Annotated in this window: 22 protein-coding genes; 21 read left to right on the top strand and 1 reads right to left on the bottom strand. The window is 32.7% G+C overall.

Going from position 1 to position 25,166, the window contains the following annotated elements; translation table 11 throughout:
* Positions 1-123: 123 nt before the first annotated feature.
* From ACGH6Q_RS06415 to ACGH6Q_RS06345, 15 genes are all read left to right on the top strand, one after another.
* Positions 124-1,161: a hypothetical protein gene (locus tag ACGH6Q_RS06415; RefSeq protein WP_411592388.1), complete on the top strand. Its 1,038-nt coding sequence runs from the start codon at positions 124-126 to the stop codon at positions 1,159-1,161.
* Between the two features lie 133 nt (positions 1,162-1,294).
* Complete coding sequence (locus ACGH6Q_RS06410) at positions 1,295-1,501, top strand: YheU family protein (protein WP_065575078.1); 207 nt, start codon at positions 1,295-1,297, stop codon at positions 1,499-1,501.
* 85 nt (positions 1,502-1,586) lie between these two features.
* Positions 1,587-2,216 carry a cAMP-activated global transcriptional regulator CRP gene (crp, locus tag ACGH6Q_RS06405; RefSeq protein WP_034910269.1) on the top strand — a complete coding sequence of 210 codons (630 nt, stop codon included), beginning with the start codon at positions 1,587-1,589 and terminating at the stop codon, positions 2,214-2,216.
* A 52-nt stretch (positions 2,217-2,268) separates the two neighbouring features.
* Positions 2,269-3,000 carry an isoprenyl transferase gene (locus tag ACGH6Q_RS06400; protein WP_411592387.1) on the top strand — a complete coding sequence of 244 codons (732 nt, stop codon included), beginning with the start codon at positions 2,269-2,271 and terminating at the stop codon, positions 2,998-3,000.
* Positions 2,994-3,836: a CDP-archaeol synthase gene (locus tag ACGH6Q_RS06395; protein WP_411592386.1), complete on the top strand. Its 843-nt coding sequence runs from the start codon at positions 2,994-2,996 to the stop codon at positions 3,834-3,836. The genes ACGH6Q_RS06400 and ACGH6Q_RS06395 overlap by 7 nt, the downstream gene beginning before the upstream one ends.
* Positions 3,837-3,849: 13 nt before the next feature.
* Positions 3,850-5,169: an RIP metalloprotease RseP gene (gene rseP, locus ACGH6Q_RS06390; RefSeq protein WP_411592385.1), complete on the top strand. Its 1,320-nt coding sequence runs from the start codon at positions 3,850-3,852 to the stop codon at positions 5,167-5,169.
* Between the two features lie 25 nt (positions 5,170-5,194).
* Positions 5,195-7,618, top strand: a complete 2,424-nt coding sequence (bamA, locus tag ACGH6Q_RS06385; RefSeq protein ID WP_174798761.1) for an outer membrane protein assembly factor BamA — start codon at positions 5,195-5,197, stop codon at positions 7,616-7,618.
* Positions 7,619-7,656: 38 nt separating this feature from the next.
* Positions 7,657-8,145: an OmpH family outer membrane protein gene (locus ACGH6Q_RS06380; RefSeq protein WP_065590337.1), complete on the top strand. Its 489-nt coding sequence runs from the start codon at positions 7,657-7,659 to the stop codon at positions 8,143-8,145.
* Positions 8,145-9,173 (top strand): UDP-3-O-(3-hydroxymyristoyl)glucosamine N-acyltransferase, encoded by a 1,029-nt coding sequence (gene lpxD, locus ACGH6Q_RS06375; protein WP_174798760.1) that lies wholly within the window; start codon positions 8,145-8,147, stop codon positions 9,171-9,173. Before ACGH6Q_RS06380 ends, lpxD begins: the two co-directional genes overlap by 1 nt.
* Positions 9,174-9,279: 106 nt before the next feature.
* On the top strand, positions 9,280-10,581 hold the full coding sequence (tig, locus tag ACGH6Q_RS06370; RefSeq protein ID WP_411592383.1) for a trigger factor: 1,302 nt from the start codon (positions 9,280-9,282) through the stop codon (positions 10,579-10,581).
* Positions 10,582-10,674: 93 nt separating this feature from the next.
* Positions 10,675-11,277: an ATP-dependent Clp endopeptidase proteolytic subunit ClpP gene (gene clpP / locus ACGH6Q_RS06365; RefSeq protein ID WP_065590340.1), complete on the top strand. Its 603-nt coding sequence runs from the start codon at positions 10,675-10,677 to the stop codon at positions 11,275-11,277.
* A 10-nt stretch (positions 11,278-11,287) separates the two neighbouring features.
* Positions 11,288-12,562, top strand: coding sequence for an ATP-dependent protease ATP-binding subunit ClpX (gene clpX / locus ACGH6Q_RS06360; protein ID WP_065590341.1), 1,275 nt, complete (start codon positions 11,288-11,290; stop codon positions 12,560-12,562).
* Positions 12,563-12,750: 188 nt separating this feature from the next.
* Positions 12,751-15,165, top strand: a complete 2,415-nt coding sequence (gene lon, locus ACGH6Q_RS06355) for an endopeptidase La (RefSeq protein ID WP_411592381.1) — start codon at positions 12,751-12,753, stop codon at positions 15,163-15,165.
* 135 nt (positions 15,166-15,300) lie between these two features.
* Positions 15,301-17,160, top strand: coding sequence for a SurA N-terminal domain-containing protein (locus ACGH6Q_RS06350; protein WP_411592378.1), 1,860 nt, complete (start codon positions 15,301-15,303; stop codon positions 17,158-17,160).
* Positions 17,161-17,313: 153 nt separating this feature from the next.
* Positions 17,314-17,625 (top strand): ComEA family DNA-binding protein, encoded by a 312-nt coding sequence (locus ACGH6Q_RS06345; protein ID WP_065590344.1) that lies wholly within the window; start codon positions 17,314-17,316, stop codon positions 17,623-17,625.
* A gap of 43 nt (positions 17,626-17,668) precedes the next feature.
* Here the strand turns inward: ACGH6Q_RS06345 and priA are convergent, their stop codons facing one another.
* Positions 17,669-19,837 (bottom strand): primosomal protein N', encoded by a 2,169-nt coding sequence (gene priA / locus ACGH6Q_RS06340; protein ID WP_411592376.1) that lies wholly within the window; start codon positions 19,835-19,837, stop codon positions 17,669-17,671.
* Positions 19,838-20,039: 202 nt separating this feature from the next.
* On the opposite strand from priA, the gene moaC reads away from it, so the two are divergent.
* The 6 genes from moaC (at position 20,040) to ACGH6Q_RS06310 (ending at position 24,926) form a co-directional block, all read left to right on the top strand.
* Entirely contained in the window at positions 20,040-20,525 is a 486-nt protein-coding gene (gene moaC, locus ACGH6Q_RS06335) for a cyclic pyranopterin monophosphate synthase MoaC (RefSeq protein WP_065590346.1), read from the top strand.
* Between the two features lie 10 nt (positions 20,526-20,535).
* Positions 20,536-20,781, top strand: a complete 246-nt coding sequence (moaD, locus tag ACGH6Q_RS06330) for a molybdopterin synthase sulfur carrier subunit (RefSeq protein WP_065590347.1) — start codon at positions 20,536-20,538, stop codon at positions 20,779-20,781.
* Between the two features lie 4 nt (positions 20,782-20,785).
* Positions 20,786-21,229, top strand: coding sequence for a molybdopterin synthase catalytic subunit MoaE (moaE, locus tag ACGH6Q_RS06325; protein ID WP_296300277.1), 444 nt, complete (start codon positions 20,786-20,788; stop codon positions 21,227-21,229).
* 60 nt (positions 21,230-21,289) lie between these two features.
* Positions 21,290-21,988, top strand: a complete 699-nt coding sequence (locus tag ACGH6Q_RS06320; RefSeq protein WP_065590349.1) for a Bax inhibitor-1/YccA family protein — start codon at positions 21,290-21,292, stop codon at positions 21,986-21,988.
* A gap of 170 nt (positions 21,989-22,158) precedes the next feature.
* Entirely contained in the window at positions 22,159-24,003 is a 1,845-nt protein-coding gene (locus tag ACGH6Q_RS06315; protein ID WP_411592374.1) for a sulfatase-like hydrolase/transferase, read from the top strand.
* A 572-nt stretch (positions 24,004-24,575) separates the two neighbouring features.
* Positions 24,576-24,926, top strand: coding sequence for a hypothetical protein (locus ACGH6Q_RS06310; RefSeq protein ID WP_065590373.1), 351 nt, complete (start codon positions 24,576-24,578; stop codon positions 24,924-24,926).
* The last annotated feature ends 240 nt before the right edge of the window (positions 24,927-25,166 follow it).

The following is a 25,166-nucleotide window of genomic DNA, read 5'->3' as shown; positions in this document are numbered from 1 at the left end:
AGTAGAGTAATAGATTTTAGGCTAGCGAATGAATTCGGTAGCCTATAATAGGGAACACCAACAAAATGGTGTATTTATATAAATACAACATGTTAATTTATAGAGAAAAATAGGAAGTTAAACATGAAAAATTTTACAATTAAAAAAGTTGCATTAGGCTTATTTTTAGCTGGTTATGCAGCAAGCAGTGCATTTGCAATAGGAGGGACAACTCAAAAATTTATTGAAGGTAATGCACCTGTAATGAAAGCTAGCAGCTCAGCTGAAGATCATACAATGGCAGTCTCTTTCAAACGTGGTGGTAATCTTCTTACTAACGAAGATACGCTTAAAGTAGGCGATACAGTTCACATTCAATATCAATTAGTCGATGCAGATGGTGATACTGATACTTCAGGAATAAGCAAGTCTTTACAAGTCTTTGTTAAAGAAGGAAGTGAATGGAAACCTGTAGATATAGATGCCAGTAAGCCGACGTATAGTGATGACGGAGTAGGTGAAATTTCATTCACTATTACTAATGGTTTTGTTGGTAAAACTCAAATTGGTTTTAAAATTTTAGAAAGAACAGACTTTGGTTATCCAGTAGCAAACCAATGGTTAACTGTAAGTGATATTTTTGCTAATGGTGAACCAAGCAAAACTCCAGCTGATAAGGATAACCCTGGCAAAAATGAACCAGGTAACCCAGGTAATCCAGCAACACCGACAGGACCTGGTCTGATAGATCCTGGTAATATCCCTCGTCCTGGGCCAATTGAACCTGAAAAATATCAAGTTTATATTTACAAACTAGATGCAGATGGTAATCCAATAGAAGGGCTTGACTATACTAAAGATGAAAGCGAAAAAGCTATCCCTAAATATGGCGAAAAATTTACTGTAGTAGTAAAAGACACGGCAACTGGCAAAGACCTTACCCAGCTCTATACTTATGAATGGTACGTAACAGGTAATTCTTCAGACGACGACGCTGTACCTGCAGAATCTATACCTCTTCCTAACGTATATAATAGAGTAGAGAAAGATGAAAAGAAAGAAGTTCACGATGCTATCTTATTAGGTTCAGATTCTGGAGCTAAGCATAATAGCATCTACAACAAATTTACAAGTCATAAGGCAGGTATTCAAGGTTATAAACTTGAAGTTAGATCAAAGTAAGTTAAACCATGTTGCTACCAAAAACCACTCTTCGGAGTGGTTTTTTATTGATTATACGCATAACTTAGTGATGCTTTATATTATTTAAATGCTGTTATAAAATAATCACAAATCTAATTTACTATTATCAAATATGATTATTCCTTGGCAAAATCTTGATCCACAAACATTAAATAACCTAATTGAATATTTTGTATTACGTGAAGGCACTGACTACGGTTTACAAGAAAAATCACTCCAAGAAAAAGTTAATGATGTTAAACTTCAATTAGAGAATGGTTCGGCAGCACTTTTTTGGTCTCAATTACATGAAACAATTGATATTAAACTAATTAAATAGCAGTTAAAATGATTGTTTGTATATGATTTAGTGCGTAACTTTGTTATAGTGTTAGTGTTGTAAATAAAATGGAGAGGTAGGATTAATGATTGGTAAACAACAGTCGGATACAACGTTAGAATGGTTTTTATCTCATTGCCATATTCATAAATATCCAGCTAAGAGTACCCTTATACATCAAGGCGAAAAAGCAGAAACTCTCTATTATATTTTGAAAGGCTCTGTTGCGGTATTGATTAAAGATGATGAAGGCAACGAAATGATTTTGTCTTACTTAAATCAAAATCAGTTTTTAGGCGAATTAGGTCTTTTTGAAGAAGACACAGAGCGAAGCGCTTGGGTTAAAGCTAAAACAAGTTGTGAAGTAGCCGAAATTTCATACAAAAAATTTAAGCAACTTGTTCAAGTTAATCCTGATATTTTAATGCGTCTTGCCAGTCAAATGGCTAGCCGATTACAAGTAACATCTGAAAAAGTTAGTAATTTAGCATTTTTAGATGTTGCAGGGCGTATAGCACAAACACTTCTAAATCTTGCTAAACAACCCGATGCAATGACACACCCTGATGGTATGCAAATCAAAATTACGCGTCAAGAAATAGGTCAAATTGTTGGCTGTTCGCGTGAAACAGTTGGTCGAATTTTAAAAATGCTTGAAGATCAACATTTGATTTCTGCACATGGTAAAACAATTGTAGTTTATGGTACGCGTTAATTGGACAAAATAATATAATTAATATAATGATTGCGACAATATGAGATATTGCATGACACAAGAAAGATCTATTCCTAGTCATGTGGCTATAATTATGGATGGTAATGGTCGCTGGGCACAGCAACATAATCAGTTACGAGTTATTGGTCATCGAGCAGGCTTGAAAGCAGTTCGAAAAATTGTAGCTTATGCGGCAAAAATAAAGATAAAAGTCCTTACTTTATATGCTTTTAGTAGTGAAAATTGGAAACGTCCACACAATGAAGTTTCTGCCCTAATTTCCCTTTTTATTTATGCATTAAATCGTGAGATAAAAAGTTTAAATAAAAATAATGTTCGTTTGAATATTATTGGTGATATTTCTCGCTTTAGTGAACATTTACAAAATATGATTATTCATGCGCAAAATTTAACGAAAAACAATTCTGGACTAGTACTAAATATTGCAGCTAACTATGGCGGACGTTGGGATATTTTGCAGTCAACAAAAAAAATTGCTATGCAAGTTACTAACGGAGAAATCAGTTTAGATGATATTACTGAGGATCGTTTTGGCTCAACAATGTGTATGAGCGAATTTCCTGAAGTTGATTTAGTTATTCGTACTGGCGGAGAATATCGAATTAGTAATTTTTTGTTATGGCAAATTGCTTATTCTGAACTCTATTTTACCAATACCTTATGGCCTGATTTTAATCAATCTTTATTCGATGAAGCAATCAATGCATTTAATGCCAGAGAACGACGCTTTGGTGGTATTCATAATAAGGAGCATTCATGTTAATCCATCGCATACTTGCTGCAATTGTGCTTATTCCGCTTGTGGTAGCAGTTCTTTTTTTTGTTCCATTACCCGTGTTTTCTTTCACTATTATTCTGGTTTGTGGATTAGCCGCATGGGAGTGGACTCAGTTTCTTCATATTAGAAAAAAATATTTAAAATTAATTTTTTCTTTTTCAACAGTTATTTTATTGGGCATACTTTATTTGATTCCAGATTCTATTGAATTTAAAATGAATTTATATAGTATAATTTTATTTTTATCAATCATATGGTGGTTAACTGCTTTGTTTTTAGTAAGTAGCTATCCAACCACGACAAAGTATTGGTGTAATTCAATCTTTATAAAGTTACTATTTGCTTTTTTTACGCTAGCACCGTTTTTTATTAGTATGGTCGAATTAAGAGCAATTAACTACAATTCTAATTCTTATATGGGTGCAATTTGGTTGCTTTATGTCTTTGTGCTAGTATGGGCGACAGATACTGGAGCTTATTTTGTTGGGCGATCATTTGGTAAACGAAAATTAGCGGCAAAAGTATCCCCAGGTAAAACTACAGAAGGATTCATAGGCGGTATTAGTGTAGCAATTGCAATTAGTTTAATTGCTTACATGCTTAACATGTTTGACATGACTTTCAGTACATTTTTTATTAGCTCTTTGTTAGCGATTTTAGTTTCGGTTTTAGGTGATTTAACTGAAAGTATGTTTAAGCGTGAAGCAAATATTAAAGATAGTGGTCACTTAATTCCTGGTCATGGTGGAATTTTAGATCGCATTGATAGCTTAACTGCTGCCGTTCCTGTTTTTGCTACATTAGCTTTTTACTTATTATAAAAGGTAATAGATTTTGTTGTGGTCGCTGTTATTGTTTGTTATTACCATGAGTATATTAGTTACTATTCATGAGTTTGGACATTTTTGTGTTGCTCGCTTGTGCAAGGTTCAAGTTGAATGTTTCTCAATTGGTTTTGGTAAAAAAATATGGTCTCATAAATTTTTAAGCGGAACCGAATTGGTAATTGCTATGATTCCGCTTGGTGGTTATGTTAAAATGCTCGACGGTAGAGCAACAACATTATCAAGCGATAACGAAAACTTTGCATTTGATAGGAAAAAAATTTGGCAAAGAACTGCAATTATTTTTGCTGGTCCATTTGCTAATTTTATATTAGCCTTAATTATCTATTGGATCATTTTTTTGATGGGTGTAGTTGTTTATCCTGTTAAAATAAAAGAAGTTATACCTAATACACCAGCTTCTAAAGTAATAATTCCAGCTGGTGCAGAATTGAAAACTATTGATAATATAAAAGTAGAAACATGGAATGACGTAAATTTAGCCTTAATTGCGGCAATGGGAAAAGCTAATGTGTCTTTTTCTTATATCGATAGCTTTGCTGATGATAACCAGAAAGAAGTTAAAAAAAATGTAGATATCAGTAATTGGCATTTTGATATAGAAAAGGATTCGATAATTACCGCATTTGGTTTTGTTCCTGAAAAGGTGAAAGTTTATCCAATTGTGAGTAAAATTGTATCGGGTTCGGCTGCTGAGAAAGCAGGTCTGCGTGTTGGGGATAAAATTATTGGTTATAATGATCACTCATACGTTGATTGGAATGATTTTTCCAATACAATTAAAACAGCTCAAGCAATGATGTTAAAGGTTAATCGAGGAAATATAGATATTTATCTTAAACTCGTGCCAACTATTGGAATAGATGGAAAAGGTGTCGCTGGTTTGTATCCCAAGTCTGATGCAAGAATTATGCAGTATGGTTTTTTAGAAAGTTTTAATAAAGGTATGGCGCAAACAGTGTTAACCACGAAGTTAACGATTCGTTCGCTTTATCAATTAGTAACAGGTGTTATTGGTCTAAAACATTTGTCTGGACCAATAACAATAGCAAAAAGCGCAGGGCAAACAGCAAGTTATGGTTTTACCTCTTACTTATATTTTCTAGCTTTTATTAGTATAAGTTTGGGCGTTATCAATCTTGTTCCATTACCTATGTTAGATGGCGGGCACCTTGTTTTTTTATTATTTGAAAAGATAAAAGGTAAAGCCTTATCAAATGAAGTACAAGAACGATTTTCTCGTATTGGCTTTTTTTTATTGATGGTAATAATGGGAATTGCACTATTTAATGATATTTTACGATTGTGATGGGATGAGGTTATAAACATTTACGATGAAAATAAATAAATTACTTATAGCATCTTTGTTGTTTAGTACTACAGCAGTATATAGTTCCAATGCATTTTGTGTTGATGATTTTGTAGTAAAAGACATCAAATTTGAAGGTTTGCAACGTGTTACTGTTGGAGCAGCATTACTTGAAATGCCTATTCAAGTCGGTGATTATGTTAATGAAGCTGATTTAGGCCGTATCATTAAATCACTATATTCTAGTGGAAACTTTGATAATATTACCGTTTCTCGTGATGGTGATAGGTTAATTGTTCATGTTCAAGAACGCCCTACTATTGCTAGCATAACTTTTTCTGGTAATAAGTCTGTTAAAGATGAGATGCTGAAAAAAAACCTAGATAGTTCAGGTATTCGTGAAGGTGAAGCATTAGATCGTACTATGCTTTCTGGTATAGAAAAAGGCTTAGAAGATTTTTACTATAGTGTTGGTAAATATAATGCTCAAATCAAAGCTGTTGTAACTCCGTTGTCACGTAATCGTGTTGATTTAAAATTAGTTGTAGCTGAAGGTAAATCGGCACTAATTGATCAGATTAATATTGTTGGTGCTAAAGCTTTTTCATCTGAAGAACTTATTTCGCGTTTTACTTTGCGTGATGAAGTACCTTGGTGGAATATGTTTGGAGATCGCAAATATCAAAAACAAAAATTGGCAGCAGATTTAGATGAATTACAAAGTTTTTATTTAAATCGTGGTTATGCTCGTTTTAACATTGAGTCAACGCAAGTTAGTTTAACGCCAGACAAAAAAGGCATATACGTTACAGTTAATATTCATGAAGGTGAACAGTATAAGTTATCTCAACTTGAATTTATGGGTAATTTTGCTGGCCATAAAGGCGAGATTTCCAAAATTGCTAATGAAAAAGTAAAAGTTGGTGAACTTTATAATGGTAAAAAAATTACTGAAATTGAAGATGGCGTTAAGCGTCTACTTGCTAATTTCGGTTATGCGTACCCTAGAGTATCAATTCAGCCTGAAATGGATGATGTCGCACATACGGTTAAATTAGTTGTTCTTGTTGATGTGGGTGAACGTTTTTATGTTCGTAAAATTAAAATAGTTGGCAATACTGTAACCAGCGAAAGTGTAATTCGCCGTGAGCTTCGACAAATGGAGGGGGCTTGGTTAAGTAATGGATTAGTTGAATTAGGTAAAGAACGTTTAAACCGACTTGGATTTTTTGATACTGTTGAAGCTAATACTGAACGTGTGCCTGGTATTGATGATCAAGTTGATATTATTTATAAAGTTGCTGAACGTAATACTGGTAGTATCAAATTTGGTATTGGTGTTGGTTCTGATAGTGGTGTTAGTTTCAATGCCGGTATTTCTCAAGATAACTGGTTGGGAACAGGTAACAGTGTCTCATTTGATGTTAACACAACTGATACAGATAAAACTGCATCTATTTCTATCGTTGATCCTTATTTTACTGTTGATGGTGTAAGTTTAGGGGGTAGTATTTATTATAATACCTATAAAAATGACGATAAAGATGATGAATCAGAATATTCAAGTAAGACTTGGGGCGCATCAGCTAATTTAGGATTCCCAATTAGTGAAAATAATTTTGTTCGTTTTGGTTCTGAATTTGCTAACCATAAGTTATCTGGTATGCAAGCGCAATATGGAATGTGGCGTTATTTCAACTCTATGGGTGAAAAAGTGAACAATAAAAGTTCTATTTCATTTGATACTAATGATTTATTGTTAAATGCTTATTGGACATATAACTCTTTAGATCGTGGATTTTTCCCTACTGATGGACTTAAAATAACAGCTAATGCTAAAGTTACAGCACCATTATTTGAAAATAGGTTCTATAAACTAGTCTCAGATGCGTCTTACTATTATCCTATTGACAATGACCATAACTGGATCTTTTTAACTCGTGCTCGATTAGGCTATGGTGGCGGTTTAGGTGGAAAAGAGTTACCTTTTTATGAAAACTTCTATGCTGGTGGTGCCTCTGTGCTACGTGGGTTTAAATCAAATACTGTAGGTCCTAAAGCGGTATATCTTAATAAAAGTGGAGTTTGCGATAGCTTAGATAATACATCTGGATGTACAAAATCAAAAGATGCTGTAGGTGGTAATGCTATAGCTTTTGCAAGTACAGAGCTAATACTTCCAACGCCATTTGCTAGCGAAAAATATGCTGATAATATTAGAACATCACTATTTTTCGATGCAGGTACTGTATGGGATACTGAATGGAATTTAAAAGGAAAAAATATCCCTGATTATAGTTCCCCATCGGATATTAGGATGTCTGCAGGGCTTGCTGTGCAATGGATGTCTCCATTAGGTCCTTTAGTCTTTTCTTATGCTCAACCGTTTAAGAAATATGATGGTGATTCAACTCAACAGTTTCAATTTAATATAGGTTCTACATGGTAATTCCATGTTATAAAATAGAAAACAAATAGGTGATTAAAGTGAAAAAAATTATATATTTTCTTAGTGTTAGTACGGCATTACTTTTTGCAAGCTTTGTAAATGCTGAAGTAAAAATTGGTGTAGTCGATGTTATGTCAGTATTACAACGTATGCCGCAACGCGAATCGGTTGGTAAAGCATTGGATAGTGAATTTGAAGCAAGAGCTAAATCATTACAAGCTGAAGAAAAGAAAGCAAATGAAGCTGCTGCACGATTAAAAAAAGATGGTTTAACATTGTCTTCATCTGAAAAAACGAAATTAAATAAAACAATTTCTGATTTTGAAAATAAAGCTAAGGCTTTTTCTGCAGATTATCGTAAGCGTGAAACAGAAGAAGCAGAGAAATTATTAATTAAAATACAAGAAGCTATTAAAGATATAGTCGCAAAAGAAAAATACGATATTATTTTAAAAGCAGAAGCCACCTTATCAGCTTCAGATGCGGTTGACATTTCAGACAAAGTGTTGGAAAAGGTTAAAAAATAATGTTTTCCTTTCGTTTAGAGCAATTAGCTAAGCAACTTGATGCTAGGTTATATGGTGATGGTGATTTAGCCATCACTGGTATAGCATCAATGAATAGTGCTATATCAGGTCAAATTACATTTTTATCTGATAAGAAATTACAAAAGAATTTATTAGAATGCAAAGCTTCTGCTGTGGTAATGACAGAAGAGGGTCTTGAGCATTGGAATGGTGCAGCCCTTATTGTAAAAGATCCATACCTTGCATATGCAAAATTAGCACAATACCTAGATACTACTCCAGCTCCAGCTAAGGATATAGCTACATCAGCAGTGATTGATTCGACTGCTCAATTAGGTAGTAATGTTTCTATTGGCGCTAACGCTGTTATCGAAAGCGGTGTGATATTAGGAGACGATTGTATCATTGGTGCAGGGTGTTTTGTTGGAAAAAATACAACAATAGGTGCAGGTACAAAATTATGGGCTAATGTTTCTATTTATCATAATTGTATTATTGGAGAAAATTGCCTGATTCAATCTGGGACTGTAATTGGTGCAGATGGATTTGGTTATGCTAATGATAAAGGGAAGTGGGTTAAAATTCCTCAATTAGGGCGTGTTGTCATTGGCAATAACGTTGAAATTGGTGCCTCAACGACAATTGATCGCGGTGCTCTTGATGATACTATTATTGGTAATGGTGTTATTATTGACAATCAATGTCAGATTGCTCATAACGATGTAATTGGAGATCATACGGCCGTTGCTGGTGGCGTTATTATGGCTGGAAGTTTAACTATTGGTCGACATTGTTTGATTGGTGGTGCAAGTGTTATTAATGGACATATGGAAATATGTGACCAAGTTACAGTAACAGGTATGGGTATGGTAATGCGCCCAATTACACAGCCAGGTGTTTATTCATCAGGTATTCCATTGCAAGAAAACAAAGTATGGCGAAAAACGGCATCATTAGTTTTACATATTGACGAAATGAATAAACGCTTGAAAGCGCTTGAGAAGAAACTATTAAATGTCTCGACGTAGACGATTGCGGTCGGTATAATGCATGCCTATTTTTTAATTTTTTAGCTCAATTATCGTTTTTATATAATTATGAGCAAATAATATTCAATAATTTCGAGGTATAAACATGCAAGTTTCGGTAGAAACAACACAAGGATTAGGTCGACGTTTATCTATTACAATTAAAGCTGAAGATATTAAAAAAGCGGTTGATAAAGAGCTTATTAATACAGCAAAAAAAGTACGCATTGATGGTTTTCGTAAAGGAAAAGTGCCTTTAAAAATTGTTGAACAACGTTATGGTGCTTCTATTTTACAAGATGCTTTAGGCGATTTGATGCAACGGAATTTTGTTGACGCTATTATTCAAGAAAAATTAAATCCAGCTGGAGCTCCGACTTATACTCCACAAGAATATAAAAATGGTGAAGATTATACATTTACTGTTGAATTTGAAGTTTACCCAGAAATAAAAGTTGAAAATTTAGATAAAATTGAAGTTGAAAAACCAGTTGCAGAAGTTGCTGATGCAGATGTTGAAACAATGATTGAAACATTACGCAAACAACAAGGTACTTGGAAAGAAGTTAAAAAAGCAGCTGAAGAGCAATATCGTGTTACTTTGGATTTTGTCGGTCAAGTTGATGGTGCCGAGTTTGAAGGTGGTAAGGCTAATGATTTTGCTTTAGTGTTAGGGCAAGGTCGTATGATTCCAGGTTTTGAAGATGCAATTATTGGTCATAAAGTAGGTGATAAGTTTGATATTAATGTGACTTTCCCTGAGGACTATCATGCTGAAAACCTAAAAGGTAAACCTGCTGTATTTGCATCTACACTTAAAAAGGTTGAAGAACTTGAATTACCTGAACTTACCGAAGACGTTGTTAAACGCTTTGGTATTGTAGATGGTACCGTTGAAAGTTTGAGAGCTGAAGTTCGTAAAAATATGACAAGAGAACTCAACGCAACAATTCGTAACAAAGTTAAAACACAAGCTATTGATGGTTTAGTTAAAAATAATGAGATTGATGTACCTGTGGCATTAATCGATCGTGAAATTGATGTGTTACGTCAACAAGCCTTATCTCGCTTTGGCGGTAATGTCAAACAAGGTATGGAATTACCGAAAGAACTATTTGAAGCTGAGGCTAAAAAACGTGTTGCTACAGGCTTATTATTTAGTGAAATAATTGAAAGTAATAAATTAACTGCAGACGAATCGCGTGTTCAAGCATTAATTGATGAAATTGCGACTGCATATGAAGATCCAAAAGAAGTTTCAGAATATTATCATAAAGATAAAAAAGCGATGGAGAATATTCGAGCTGTTGCATTAGAAGATCAAGTTGTAGATCTGTTGTTAGCTAGTGCGAAAGTAACAGAAAAGAATTATTCATTTTCTGAATTAATGAATCAGCAGATAGCTTAATCTATTAGCTTTTTCATTTAATTTAAAAACGCTCACTTTTAAGCCCAAATATGTATTATCTGTTTGGGCTATTTTGTTAATTAGGAGATAAAAATGCCTTTTGAATCATATATGGGTGTTATTCCAATGGTCGTTGAACAAAGCTCTCGGGGTGAACGAGCTTATGATATTTACTCACGGTTATTAAAAGAGCGAGTTATATTTTTGACGGGTCAAGTTGAAGATAATATGGCAAACCTTATTATTGCTCAAATGTTATTTCTAGAAGCAGAGAATCCTGATAAAGATATCTATTTGTATATCAATTCACCTGGTGGGGTTGTTACAGCTGGCATGGCTATTTATGATACAATGCAATTTATAAAACCAGATGTTAGTACAATTTGTTTGGGACAAGCTTGTTCAATGGGGTCATTGCTTTTAACAGCTGGAGCTAAAGGTAAACGTTATTGCTTACCAAATGCACGTGTCATGATTCACCAACCATTAGGTGGTTTTCAAGGACAGGCTTCTGATATCCAAATACATGCACAAGAGATTTTACAGGTAAAAAACCGGCTAAATAATATTTTAGCAATGCACACAGGTCAAGATATTAGTGTGATTGAAAAAGATACCGACCGTGATAATTTTATGTCTGCCGATAAAGCAGTTGAATATGGTTTAGTTGATGCCATATATAGTAAACGATCTTAATGTTGGGTAGGTGATAAACGTGAATAAAGAAAGTTCAGAAAAATTACTCTATTGTACTTTTTGTGGTAAAAGTGAGCATGAAGTCCGTAAACTTATTGCTGGTCCATCATCTATTTATATTTGTAATGAATGTATAGGATTATGTAATGATATTTTAAAAGAAGAGAAAAAAAGTTTTCTTTCTCATGAAGAGTTTATTAGTAAACCATTACCAACACCACACGAAATTAGAGAGCATCTTGATGAATACGTAATTGGTCAAGAAAGAGCTAAAAAAGTTTTATCTGTTGCTGTTTATAATCATTATAAGCGTTTACGTAACCATGCTAGTCGTAGTGATGTTGAATTAGGCAAAAGTAATATTTTGCTTATAGGACCTACTGGTAGCGGTAAAACATTATTAGCTGAAACATTAGCTCGTTTTTTAGATGTACCTTTTGCTATGGCTGATGCAACAACACTAACTGAAGCTGGTTATGTTGGTGAAGATGTAGAAAATATTATTCAAAAGTTATTACAGAATTGTGATTATGATGTTGAAAAAGCTCAGAGGGGGATTATTTACGTTGATGAAATCGATAAAATTTCACGAAAATCGGATAACCCATCTATTACTAGAGATGTTTCTGGTGAGGGAGTTCAACAGGCTTTATTGAAAATTATTGAAGGCACTATCGCTTCTGTTCCGCCAAAAGGTGGACGTAAACATCCTCAGCAGGAGTTTTTGCAAGTAGATACTTCAAAAATTCTATTTATTTGTGGTGGTGCATTTAGTGGTTTGGATAAAGTCATTGAGAATCGTGTATCAATTAATACAGGAATAGGTTTTGGTGCTGAGGTAACAAGCACTAAAAATAAACTTTCTGAGTCGGAGCTATTAGCAAAAATTGAAGCAGAAGACTTAGTTAAGTTTGGTTTAATTCCTGAGTTTATCGGAAGATTACCTGTTATAGGAACATTATCCGAACTAGATAAAAATGCCTTAATTAATATTCTAACGGAACCTAAAAACGCTTTAACTAAACAATTTCAAACTTTGTTTGAGTTAGATGGTGTTGAGCTTGAGTTTACGAGAGAAGCCTTGGATGCTATCGCTATAAAAGCGATGCAAAGAAAAACAGGAGCGAGAGGTTTGCGTTCAATTGTTGAAAATATATTATTAGATATAATGTATGACTTACCATCAATGAATACTATTAACAAAGTAATTGTTGAAAAAGACACCGTTGAACAATCTCTAGCACCGAAATTAATCCATCGTGAAGATGCTGAAATCTCGGCTTGAAATATATATTTGCCATCATAAATATGATGGCAAGAGCTATACCTCAAATTAATATTAAAGCAAAATTTCAGTAAATACTGTCAAGATGTTCTAGAATTAATGTATGTTAAAACAAAAAAGATAGGCTTGAATATCTAAAAATGAACCCAATATCTATCTAATAGATTTGTACTACTAGAGAGAATAAAATGAAAATAAAACGAACTAAACAAATGATTATGCCTATTTTACCATTGCGTGATGTTGTTGTATTTCCACATATGGTAATTCCTCTCTTTGTTGGTAGAAGTAAATCAATACGTTGCTTAGAAGGTGCAATGGAAATGGATAAGCAAGTCTTTCTTGTAACCCAAAAAAATCCTTCTCAAGATGATCCTGATATAGATGATTTATATGATGTCGGAACTGTGGCTAATGTTTTACAATTACTTCAATTGCCAGATGGAACAGTAAAAGTTCTTGTTGAAGGTATTGCAAGAGCTAAAATGAATGACATTGTTGAGAACAACGACAATGAATATTTTATTGCAAAAGTCAAACCATTAAGTGAAGTAAAAAAAGCCGCGGATATAAGTGAAGCCATGATACGCTTGACTTTATCTAACTTTGATGAATACTCAAAACTAAACAAAAAAATAACTCAGGAAATTGTTGATTCTATACATTTTTTGAAGGAACCTTCACGTTTAGCCGACTCTATTGCTGCAACTTTATTTTTGAAAGTTGAACAAAAACAAGAGATTTTAGAAACCGCTAATCTTATAAAGCGTTTTGAATTGCTTATTTCATTGATGGAATCAGAAATTGATTTACTACAAGTTGAAAAAAATATTCGACACCGAGTTAAACAACAAATGGAAAAGGCTCAAAGGGAGTATTACCTCAATGAGCAAATTAAGGCGATTCGTAAAGAGTTAGGCGATATAGATAATAAACCTGATGAATATGAAGAATTAAAAGAAAAAATTACTAAAGCTAAAATGCCAAAAGAAGCTACAGACAAAGCATTAGCTGAGCTTAATAAACTTAAAATGATGCCAGCGATGTCTGCTGAGGCAACGGTTGTTCGGGGATATATTGATTGGATGCTTCAAGTTCCTTGGTATAAACGTAGTAACGTTAAAAAAGATATTGAAGCTGCACAAAAAGTTTTAGATAAAGATCATTATGGACTTGAACGTGTAAAAGATAGAATTTTAGAATATTTAGCAGTTCAAGGGCGTGTTAATAAAGTTAAAGGTCCAATTTTATGTTTAGTTGGTCCTCCTGGTGTGGGGAAGACCTCACTTGGACAATCAATTGCTAAAGCGACAGGACGTCAGTATATACGAATGGCGCTTGGTGGTGTACGTGACGAAGCTGAGATACGTGGACATAGGCGTACATATATAGGTTCAATGCCAGGTAAATTAATTCAACGTATGGTAAAAGTGGGGGTTAAGAATCCGTTATTTTTATTAGATGAGATAGATAAGATGGCATCGGATATGCGTGGCGACCCTGCATCTGCATTATTGGAAGTGCTTGATCCTGAACAAAATAATGCTTTTAGTGACCATTATTTAGAAGTTGACTACGATTTATCTGATGTGATGTTTGTTGCAACGGCTAACTCTATGAATATTCCTGCGCCATTATTGGATAGGATGGAAGTTATTCGTCTTTCTGGCTATACAGAAGATGAGAAATTGAATATAGCAAAACAACACTTAATTGCTAAGCAGATAGAAAATAATGGTTTGAAATCAAAAGAAATTAGTATTGATGACTCAGCTATTATTGGAATCATTCGTTATTATACACGGGAAGCTGGAGTTCGTAGCTTAGAGAGAGAGATTGCAAAAATTTGTCGTAAAGTTGTTAAGCAATTAGCATTAAATAGCAAATTGAAAAAAGTAAAGGTAACACAAGATAACTTAAAAGATTTCTTGGGAATACAGCGTTTTGATTACGGTAAGGCAGATAATGAAAACCGTATTGGGCAAGTTATTGGTCTTGCGTGGACAGAAGTTGGTGGAGACTTACTTACTATTGAATCAGTAAGTGTACTAGGTAAAGGAAAATTGACTTACACTGGTTCATTAGGTGATGTTATGCAAGAATCGATTCAAACGGCATTAACAGTTGTTCGATCTCGTGCAGAAAAATTGGGTATTAATAGTGATTTTTATGAAAAACGCGATATCCATGTACATGTGCCTGATGGAGCAACGCCAAAAGATGGACCGAGTGCAGGTATCGCAATGTGTACTTCACTAATTTCAACCTTAACGGGTAATCCAGTTCGTTCTGATGTTGCTATGACTGGCGAAATAACATTACGTGGTGAAGTTTTACCTATCGGCGGATTAAAAGAAAAATTATTAGCTGCACACCGAGGAGGAATTAAAACTGTATTGATTCCAATGGATAATGTTAAAGACTTGGAAGATATTCCTGATAATGTAAAATCTGAAGTTGATATACATCCAGTAAAATGGATTGATGATGTGCTTACAATTGCATTGCAGAATAATCCATTTGGTATAGAGCCAGTACCAACAACTAGAAAAGCTATTAAGAAATTAAAAAATAGCGTCGATAATTCAGCTATATTAAACTAGTTATTTATTAATTTAATAAAAGATCAACTCTATGTTGATCTTTTTTTTATGCTACATAACATTCGGACAATAGCCAATTTAGTTAAATATGCTATACTTTTATAATTCAACATTTGGTATGGAGAATCGCAATAAATGATGGAGACAATCCGAACAGCAGCAAATAATATTGTTGTTAAGATTATTTTTGCAATAATTATTTTATGTTTTATTTTCACTGGCGTCGGATTCTTAGGTTTTGGTGGCAGTGTAAGTGTTCAAGATCAACAGGAATATATCGCAAAAGTTGATGGTGAAGGTATTAGTCGGGCCGAATTTGAAGCTCAAACTAGACGAGCAACAAAGAATGCTGGAGGGGATAGTTCTTTCATAAAACGGGTACGTCGAGGTGTATTATCAGATCAAATTGATAATTATTTAGCTTATAAATTTTCTAAAAATATTGGTGCAACTGCCAGTAATGATCAAATTAAAAAGTTTATTAAAAAACAAAGAGAGTTTTTTATAAATGGTAAATTTGATAATCAAAAATATTTAAGACTTCTAGCTGAAAATAGTATCACTCCAGGTACTTATGCCGAAATTATAAGAACTGTATTGCAGCAACAACAGGTGATTAATGCTTTGACAAATAGTAATTTTATTTTGCCAATTGATTCTGAAATAGCTTCTCTTAAAAATCAAACTAGAAGTGTATATGCTACTTCAGTTAATGCTTCTGTAAGTGATGTTGATGAGTTGAATATTACGTTAGATGATGAACAAAAATATTATAACGAACATTTAAAAGATTTTTTTAAAAATGAGCGTGTAAAAGTTAAATATATTGTTACTTCTGATGATATCGTGAGAAAAACAATTAGTGTCACTGAAAAAGAAATTAAAAATGAGTATGATAAAAATATTAAAACTTATTCATATCCTGCTAAGAGAGCTTATAGTGTAATTTTTGTGACTAATAAAGAACAAGTTAATGAAATTGCAAAGGATCTTTTGTCTGGATCTGATTTTGATACTATTGCTAAAACTGTTAATCAGAATCATGATATTTCACCTTATGGCAAAAATGGTTCATTAGGCTGGTTTGCTGATGATGATTCATTACCTCAAGTTTTTAAAGATGCTCAATTGAAAAAAGTAGGGAAAATTTCATCGCCAATAGCCGTTGATGATGGTTACGCAATAGTGAAATTAGATGGTATACAACCTAAAAAAGTTATGGATTTTGATTATGCTAAATACCAAATCAGGCTAAAGCTTACTGAACAAAAAATACAAAAAGCATTAGAAAATGAAGAAAATAGAATTAAAACTGCATTACATGATTCTCCTAAAAGTATTGAAGATCTTGCCAACAAACTTGGATTTGAAGTAAAGACCTCAAATTGGATATCTTTCAACGATAAGTTTTCACTTGCTGCTCATCCAGAGGTTAGGGATGTGATTTTTAGTGAAGAAATGATAGTCGATGGTAAGGCAACGGATAAAGTTTCTGATTTAATACCTGTAGATAGAAGTTTTGGGAAGTATGATTTTGTTGTACAAACAGTTGATTATCGTCCTGAAGGTATAGCTCCATTTGATGAAGTTAAAGAAGATATCCATAATAAACTTTTTACAGAGATGGCTCAAAGCCAGTTTAAATCTAGTGTTGATAATATATTGACTCAACTTAACGAAACTGGAAAAGCCAAAAATGTCCAATTTGCAAAAAAATATGTTTTGAATCGAAATTCAACAGAACTTGATCAAAAAGTTGTTAATATGGTCTTTAATTTAAATCCTTCAGTATCTGGGAAGACTGTTTATGGTGTGGAGTTTTTAGATGATAAAAATGCTTATATTGTTGCGCTAACTAAGGTAGATACCCCAAAAGAATATGAAGATATTTCTTCTGAGTTATTACCTTTATTTATTAATAATATGCATTATTATCTTGCTGCTGACATACGCTCTAAGGCTAAGATAGAAATTATGCCTGATTCCAATTTGTGATTTAACTCCCAAAATAGTAGAAATAATTGAAAAAATGAAAAGTCACTTAGGTGGCTTTTCTCATTTTTATTATTAATGAAATTTTTTTATTTGATGAAGTGAGATAGTTATAAAGCAAATTTAATTGCGTAACTATTTTATGAGGTTAATCAAATGAAAGTATTTTCACTATTATGTATTATATTATCAAGTTTTATTTTTTCGAACATAAGCTTTGCTAATTCGGTTCCAGAAACACCAACTTCCGTTAAACAAGAACAAAAACAAGTTGCTCAAGTAAATATCAATACTGCAACAGCAGAAGAATTATCAAAAGTATTAACTGGGATTGGGGCAAGTAAAGCTCAGAAGATAATAGAATACCGAGAAAAGTTTGGCCCTTTTGTTTCAGTTGAGCAGCTAAAGGAAGTTTCAGGTATTGGACAGGCAACATTGGATAAAAATGCTGGTAAAATAATATTATAATTTATTATCTCCACTAATTAGTATTGGTGGAGATAATATCACTTTAATTATCAATGGGATCGACATCAATACTCCATCTTACTTTTGATGTTTCACTCCATTTTCCTATTACGATTAATAGTTGATCCAAAATTTTCTGTAATTGTTGTCTACTTGTATGTTGAAGTAGTAATTGCCAACGATGATATCCTGCTTTTTTCGGTTGACTTGCAGGCATTGGCCCCAACTGCCATAAAGTATTATTACTATGTTCTTTTAGCCAATCATGCACATGTTGTAAGAATGCTGGAGCGTAATGATTGTTACGATCAGCTGCACGAATTAATGTTTGGTAACTAAACGGAGGTAATTGTGTATGTTGCCGTTCTTGTAACGTTAATTTGGCAAATTTTTCATAACCTTGAGTTAGTAAAATATTGAGCAAAGGGTGATCTGGATGATATGTTTGTAAAATAACTTGCCCAACTTTAGCTTCTCGCCCCGCTCTTCCTGATACTTGAGTATAAATTTGGGCAAATCGTTCAGTTGCCCGAAAATCATTTGAAAATAAAGCACCATCTACATCAACAATTCCAACCAAGGTTACATCTGGAAAATGATGTCCTTTAGCTAAAATTTGTGTACCAACTAGAATGTGTGCACCTCCTTGTTGGATACTTTGTAAATAGTTATCTAATGCACCTTTTTTACTCACTGTGTCTCGATCAATGCGACTAATCTTGATATTAGGAAAAAGGATTTTAAGTTGTTGTTCAAGTTGTTCTGTCCCAAACCCAATAGGCATTAAATGTGTTGATCCACATTTTGGGCATTGTTTAGGAACTGTTCTTGGTGTATCGCAATAATGACATATGAGTTTATGTTGTTTTTGATGTAATGTATAAGGTTTATCACAGCGAGGACATTCAGCAATCCAACCGCAATCATGGCATATTAATAATGGTGAAAAACCTCGGCGATTTAAAAATAGTATTACCTGATTATTATTTGATAAATGTTTTTTTATTTGTTCAATTAATGGTTGAGATAAACCTGCAGTAAGTACTAACCCACGAAGATCCAAAATTGACTGTTTGGCTAGCATTGCATTACCGGCTCTTTCGGTTAATTGTAATAAATGATATTTGTGATTTTGTGCATTATTGAGTGTTTCAAGTGACGGTGTTGCGGAACCTAAAACAATTGGAATATTATTAAATTTTGCTCGGATAATTGCTAGATCTCGGGCATGATAACGCCAACCTTCTTGTTGTTTATAGGAACTATCATGCTCTTCATCAATAATAATTATCCCTAAGTCTTTAAAGGGAGTAAAAAGTGATGAGCGAGTACCAACAACAATAGCATTTTCACCATGTTTACTTCTTAGCCAAACAGTGAGTCTTTGTTTATCCGTTAATCCTGAGTGCAAAATATCAATTGGCCCATTAAAGCGTTTTTTGAAACGTCCAATTGTTTGTGGTGTTAACCCAATTTCTGGAACTAGTACTAATGCTTGCTTACCTGTAGCTAATATATTAGATAGTATATTTAAATATACTTCTGTTTTACCCGAACCAGTCACTCCTTCTAATAAAAATACTTCAAATTGATGATTTTTTTTGTTGATTGTTTCTATAGCATAGGTTTGCTCTTTATTTAGCTGAATTGAACTAGTATTTGTTGAAAAATTGGTTTGCCATTGAATACTATCTGATTGGCAGTTTACTTGTTCTATAAGATTTTTTTTCTGTAATTCTTTATAAATAGTGTTACTTACGTCATTTTCAGAAAGAGTATTATTTTTGAATGATGATAATAATAATTTTTGTTTTGGAGTCCGTGCTAACGATTCTAAATCAATATTTTTACCCAATTGAGTTAATTGCCATTGTTTTATGTCTTCCTTGATTGCTTTTCGCCCTTGTCGTAATAAAACAGGTATAGAATGAAAAAGAACTTCGCCAATAGGATAATGGTAATAACTAGCAGCCCAGTTTAACAACCGCCAAATAGAAGGTGTAAAAACAGGTTCAGTATCAATAACAGTTGTAATCGTTTTTAAGCTTTCAATATCAAATTCGGTTTTTTCGTCAATACTAACAATAATTCCTATTGCGTCACGTTTACCAAAAGGAACTTTAACCCGCATTCCAACTTGAGCTGGTTTAGTTAATTGATAATCAAATATTTGGTAAAGTGGTACAGGTAAGGCTATATGAGCGATAAGCATTAAAAAATCACAGATATTATAATTTATATAAAGCTATATTGTACGCAGTTTTTACATAACCCGCAAAAGTTATAAAAACAATCTAGTTTTTATTCATCTAGATTTATTACATTAATAACCTTAAAAGGATTAGTAGTAACTATTAATAAAATTTGCTATCTTGGTAAAAATTGATAATTAATAAAATAGTAGGGATTAAAGGATGAGTGAATCATTTTCGCACATTAATCAGCGAGGTGAAGCCTGTATGGTTGATGTCTCAGAAAAACTAATAACAACACGCGAAGCAAGAGCTGAGTCATTAGTCTTAATGAATGCTGAAACATTGAAGATGATTATTGAGGGTAAACATCATAAAGGCGATGTTTTTGCAACAGCAAGAATTGCAGGGATTCAAGCTGCTAAAAAGACTTGGGAGCTTATTCCGCTTTGTCATCCACTTTTTTTGAGTAAAATTGAAATTAACATAGAAGTAGATCAAATAAAAAATTGTGTCCGAGTTCAATCGCTTTGTCGATTGAATGGGCAAACAGGTGTTGAAATGGAAGCAATGGTTGCCGCATCTATTGCAGCATTAACCATTTACGACATGTGCAAAGCGGTTCAAAAAGATATGGTGATTTCTCAAGTAAGATTGTTGACGAAAAGTGGTGGTAGGTCAGGGGAGTTTATTGCTCAAAAGGTTTAATAGATAGAAAATGAATAAAGTTATTTTTTTCGCTCAAATTAGAGAATTAGTTGGGACTGAGAGTGTTATGTTAGATGCTAATCAACTTCCAGTTTCCTATCTTATCGATCAGTTAAGTGAACGTGGTGAACAATGGTTTTTGGCATTTAAGGAAAACTCTGTTTTATGCGCTGTAAATCAAACGTTGGTTGATTTTGATTATATTGTGAAAGAAGGCGATGAAATCGCTTTCTTTCCTCCTGTAACAGGTGGATAATATTATGGATCTTATCAAGGTTAGTGAGCAGCCGATTGATATTAATAAGTTAAACGATTGGCTTTCACAATTACCACAAGATGGTGCTGTTGTCTCTTTTATGGGCAAAGTTCGTAGTAATGAAAAACAAACGATAAGCTTATTTTTAGAACATTATGCAAGAATGACAGAGAAAGTCTTGGCTAATATCATAGCCCAAGCTAGAGAGCGGTGGCAATTAAGTCGAGTTGCGGTAATTCATCGAGTAGGTGAAATTAGCGCAAACGAAAAGATTGTTTTTGTGGGAGCAAGTAGCGCACATCGTTCAGATGCGTTTGCAGCAGTAGAGTTCATTATGGATGTATTAAAGAACGAAGCGCCTTTTTGGAAAAAAGAACGAACGCCCCAAGGCGAAACTTGGGTTGAAGCAAAAAAAACAGATAAAGAAGCTTTGAGAAAATGGTATTAGTATTTATTTAGTATATAATGATATTAAGTTATGTCATTCTTTTTTAACGAGAGGTAATTAATGAGAAATTATTCACCTAATGGTTCGATTATTGAACAATCTAGTAATCGCGTGCAAACATACATGAGTCATGTTTATGGTTGGATGACCGTCGGATTACTATTAACAGCTCTGGTTGCTTGGTTTGCATCCAATAACTATGAGCTTTTGAACGTTTTATATCAAGGTATGTGGGTATTGCTTATTGCTGAATTTGCTTTAGTTTTTGCCATTTCTGGATTGATTAATCGTCTCTCTGGAGCTGTTGCGACAACATTATTCATGCTTTATTCGGTTTTAAATGGTTGCACATTTTCGATTTATTTTATTGTTTATACTTCATCATCAATAGCAAGTGTATTTTTTATTACTGCTGGAATGTTTGCAGCTTTGGCTCTTTATGGTTATACCACTAAACGTGATTTGTCTGGTTTTGGACGCTTTTTATTTATGGGATTAGTGGGTATTATAATCGCTTCGCTCGTTAATATCTTCATGCAAAGCCAGCCGTTGATGTGGGCTATTACGTATATTGGTGTATTTGTTTTTGCTGGATTAACAGCTTATGATACACAAAAACTGAAAGAGTTAGGCGATCAATTATCGCAGGATGATCCTAATATGTTTAGGCGATTTGTTATTTTAGGTGCACTAACCCTTTATCTTGATTTTATTAACTTATTCATTATGTTGTTAAGAATTTTTGCAGATCGTCGATAACTGTATTTCATTCAACTAAAAGGGCTCTAAATTGAGCCTTTTTTATTAAAATTTTATTAGAATCGTATTTTTTTAGTGCTAGTTTGTTAAAAAGTTTCAGGAAAGACTATGTTTCAATATAAAATACAGTAAAATTCTTATTATAATGAATTAATAACTTACTTAACACTATGAAAAAATTATACTATTTTGCCTTAATTAATCTATTTATTTCATCAATACTATCAATTCGTTTTTTTCTTGTCCCTGAGGCATCATTTAATTGGCCGAGTGTGACATTTTCAATATTTGCTGTATTGGGGCATTTTTTCTCGGCTTATTTATTACTTTTGGTTGTTTGTATACCTCTTTTATGGTTTAAACAAGCTATTCGCAATATTATTTTAGCTGCAATATTTAGCTTTATTCAAATTGGATTATATATCGATACTATTGTATTTCAACAGTATCGATTTCACGTAAATCAATCTGTCTTATCCATGGTTTTGTCTGGCCAGGTTGTCGATTTTTCGATAATTACCTATTTTTTAATGTTTACGCTTATTGTTGTTGTATTTTGCACCGAGTATTTTATTCTTTACTTGCTCAATAACAAATTAACTTCATTGCATAAAAATTCAAGAATTGTTTTATTATCAACAATATTTCTTTTTAGTTCATTTTTAATTAGTCATGTTGTGCACATGATTGCATTTTATTATGCTTATTCGCCTATTATGGTAGTGAAAGAATATATTCCACTTTATCGACCATTTACGTCGAAAAAAATCATGAATTTTTTTGACGAAAAAGGGCAACGAAAAGTCGTGTATAACAAAGATAATAGTAATGCTAGTGTTGATTACCCGAAAAATCCTTTGGTGATTAATCCAGAAAATAAAAAAACTAAAAATATTATGTTTATTGTTTTGGATTCTTGGCGATATGATACGTTTAGTGAAGAAATTTCGCCTAATACATTTCGTTTTGTTAAGCAGAATAATGGGGTCATTTTTGATAACCATTATTCAACTGGTAATGCAACACGTACAGGTATTTTTGGTTTGTTTTATGGTATTCCTGGTACTTATTGGGATTCATTTTTACGAAATAGTGTTCCTTCACTCTTTATCACAACACTACAGAAAGAAAACTATAATATTGGGATTTTTACGTCAGCTAAAGTGACTGCTCCAGAATTTGATCGAACAGCCTTTGTTACCATTAAAAATTTAAGAATTAGTAGTAAAGATGGTTCGGCATCTAATCGAGATAAACAAATTACTGATGATTGGCTTGCATGGTATAAACTACGAGATACATCTAGACCGACATTTTCTTTTTTATTTTATGATGCTCCTCATGCTTATGACTTTCCTGACGATTTTTCGGTGAAATTCAAACCTGTTGGTGATCTTAATTATATGACATTGAGTAATGACACCGATCCTTTGCCTATTTTTAATCGTTACAAGCAAAGTGTTTATTATGATGATTATTTACTACAAAATATTTATGATGAGCTTGTAGAATCAGGTTCGTTAGATAATACAATATTGATTATTACAGGTGATCATGCTCAAGAGATGAATGATAATAAATTAGGATTTTGGGGGCATAATGGTAATTACACAGATGCACAAACAAAGGTGCCTTTTATTATTATTGGTGGTAAAGAATTAGAGAGCCTTAAAAATAATAGTACAAAAATAACAAGCCATGAAGATGTCGTTCCAACCCTAATGAAACATTATTTATATGTGAAAAATGATATAAGTGATTATTCGACAGGTTATGATTTATTTAATCCTATAACTGACCGTAACTGGCTTTTGATGTCTAATTATAGTTCTTATGCGGTGAGAACATCTGATAATATTTATCTTGTTAATCGATTAGGTATTAGTCATTATATGGATTTACATAATCGTGAAGTTGATGAAGTGCCAAATTATCAATATATTCAAGAAGCAATGAATCATATGCGTTATTTTTCTCAATCAGGAAAAAATAGCTTAATAAATAAAAACAATTAATTATTAATATTAAGTTGATAATACGGTTAAATTATATAAAGCAATTTCAGGTGAAACATCTTATGATGTTTTTAGAGGATTATTTCAATCATGAAGTGTGAATAGCTCAATTCTTTTTTACAAATAATTGATAAAAATTTGGATATATAATTGATTTTATTGTTTTCATTTGTGTTAATAAAGATCCTATATATCAATAAAACAGAGATCACATTAATGTTGTTTTTGGCGTACTTTTGTTTAGCATATGATATATTAAAACTCTTTATGATTTGCTTTTAGAATAACGACATAGAGCAAATTAACACTTATGACAATAAAGTAACAATAATTGCCTTGATACCACTAAAACCGATGTAAAGGCCCTTTTATAATTTCATTAATTTGCATTATAAAAATACCTTGTTAAAATAAACCCGAAGCAAATTAAAGCATTATTCAAAAACGATATAATATTATTATTTTTAATTTATAAAAATATGGCTGGTTTGTATGATTCTGGAATTTAAAAATTATAAAAATGATCTCTTAAATCAAAGTACAATAAAAGATAAATATTAAGAATGGGTTTTATGGCTAATTTTCTAAAAAAAACATTTGGGGCATTAACTCTAGGTTATTTGATACGACAATATCTATTTTGTTTAATATTTGTTGTACCGCTTTTTTGTTTAATCATATTTAAGTTTAAAAATCCTGAAAGTATATATTTAGGTGTATGTATTTTAATACAATGGGGATTATATCCATATTCTAGATTTGTTTATGAAGGTGTTGTGAATTACATAGTTGGGGATAATTTATTTATTGTACGAACAGAATTGTTCTTAATAGTAAAAATATGGACAATGGCGCTGTGTTTTGGTTTTGCTTGGTTACTTGCTCCACTAGGTTTATTATATTTATATTTTCGATCGCCTTAGTTAGATGGATTTACCTTGCTATGCATTATTAAAAATATAAGTAATATAGCAATGATAATTCTGATACTTACTTTATATTGGGCTTTCTTTTTTATCCAAGCATGACTACTCACTAAAATTAGACGTACTTTTTTATAGTATTGCTGTATTAAAAGGTTATATTATGAATTGTTATAAGTTAGCAAGATAAAGCAGATTAACACTTGTAATAACCAAGTAAAAAACTACCAAACTATTACT

It is taken from the genome of Gilliamella sp. BG2 (genome assembly GCF_046635645.1).
GTDB lineage: Bacteria > Pseudomonadota > Gammaproteobacteria > Enterobacterales > Orbaceae > Gilliamella > Gilliamella bombi.
Note: the sequence above shows the minus strand (reverse complement) of the source record. Positions and strands in the feature narration are given on the sequence as shown.

What these genes read in the sequence shown, in the direction of transcription:
- crp (WP_034910269.1), top strand. Translation starts at nt 1,587, where the DNA reads ATGATTGGTAAACAACAGTCGGATACAACGTTAGAATGGTTTTTATCT.
- clpP (WP_065590340.1), top strand. Translation starts at nt 10,675, where the DNA reads ATGCCTTTTGAATCATATATGGGTGTTATTCCAATGGTCGTTGAACAA.
- tig (WP_411592383.1), top strand. Translation starts at nt 9,280, where the DNA reads ATGCAAGTTTCGGTAGAAACAACACAAGGATTAGGTCGACGTTTATCT.
- ACGH6Q_RS06400 (WP_411592387.1), top strand. Translation starts at nt 2,269, where the DNA reads ATGACACAAGAAAGATCTATTCCTAGTCATGTGGCTATAATTATGGAT.
- ACGH6Q_RS06350 (WP_411592378.1), top strand. Translation starts at nt 15,301, where the DNA reads ATGATGGAGACAATCCGAACAGCAGCAAATAATATTGTTGTTAAGATT.
- priA (WP_411592376.1), bottom strand. Translation starts at nt 19,837, where the DNA reads ATGCTTATCGCTCATATAGCCTTACCTGTACCACTTTACCAAATATTT.
- ACGH6Q_RS06345 (WP_065590344.1), top strand. Translation starts at nt 17,314, where the DNA reads ATGAAAGTATTTTCACTATTATGTATTATATTATCAAGTTTTATTTTT.
- ACGH6Q_RS06415 (WP_411592388.1), top strand. Translation starts at nt 124, where the DNA reads ATGAAAAATTTTACAATTAAAAAAGTTGCATTAGGCTTATTTTTAGCT.
- moaC (WP_065590346.1), top strand. Translation starts at nt 20,040, where the DNA reads ATGAGTGAATCATTTTCGCACATTAATCAGCGAGGTGAAGCCTGTATG.
- ACGH6Q_RS06410 (WP_065575078.1), top strand. Translation starts at nt 1,295, where the DNA reads ATGATTATTCCTTGGCAAAATCTTGATCCACAAACATTAAATAACCTA.
- lpxD (WP_174798760.1), top strand. Translation starts at nt 8,145, where the DNA reads ATGTTTTCCTTTCGTTTAGAGCAATTAGCTAAGCAACTTGATGCTAGG.
- ACGH6Q_RS06310 (WP_065590373.1), top strand. Translation starts at nt 24,576, where the DNA reads ATGGCTAATTTTCTAAAAAAAACATTTGGGGCATTAACTCTAGGTTAT.
- ACGH6Q_RS06320 (WP_065590349.1), top strand. Translation starts at nt 21,290, where the DNA reads ATGAGAAATTATTCACCTAATGGTTCGATTATTGAACAATCTAGTAAT.
- ACGH6Q_RS06395 (WP_411592386.1), top strand. Translation starts at nt 2,994, where the DNA reads ATGTTAATCCATCGCATACTTGCTGCAATTGTGCTTATTCCGCTTGTG.
- bamA (WP_174798761.1), top strand. Translation starts at nt 5,195, where the DNA reads ATGAAAATAAATAAATTACTTATAGCATCTTTGTTGTTTAGTACTACA.
- ACGH6Q_RS06315 (WP_411592374.1), top strand. Translation starts at nt 22,159, where the DNA reads ATGAAAAAATTATACTATTTTGCCTTAATTAATCTATTTATTTCATCA.
- moaD (WP_065590347.1), top strand. Translation starts at nt 20,536, where the DNA reads ATGAATAAAGTTATTTTTTTCGCTCAAATTAGAGAATTAGTTGGGACT.
- moaE (WP_296300277.1), top strand. Translation starts at nt 20,786, where the DNA reads ATGGATCTTATCAAGGTTAGTGAGCAGCCGATTGATATTAATAAGTTA.
- lon (WP_411592381.1), top strand. Translation starts at nt 12,751, where the DNA reads ATGAAAATAAAACGAACTAAACAAATGATTATGCCTATTTTACCATTG.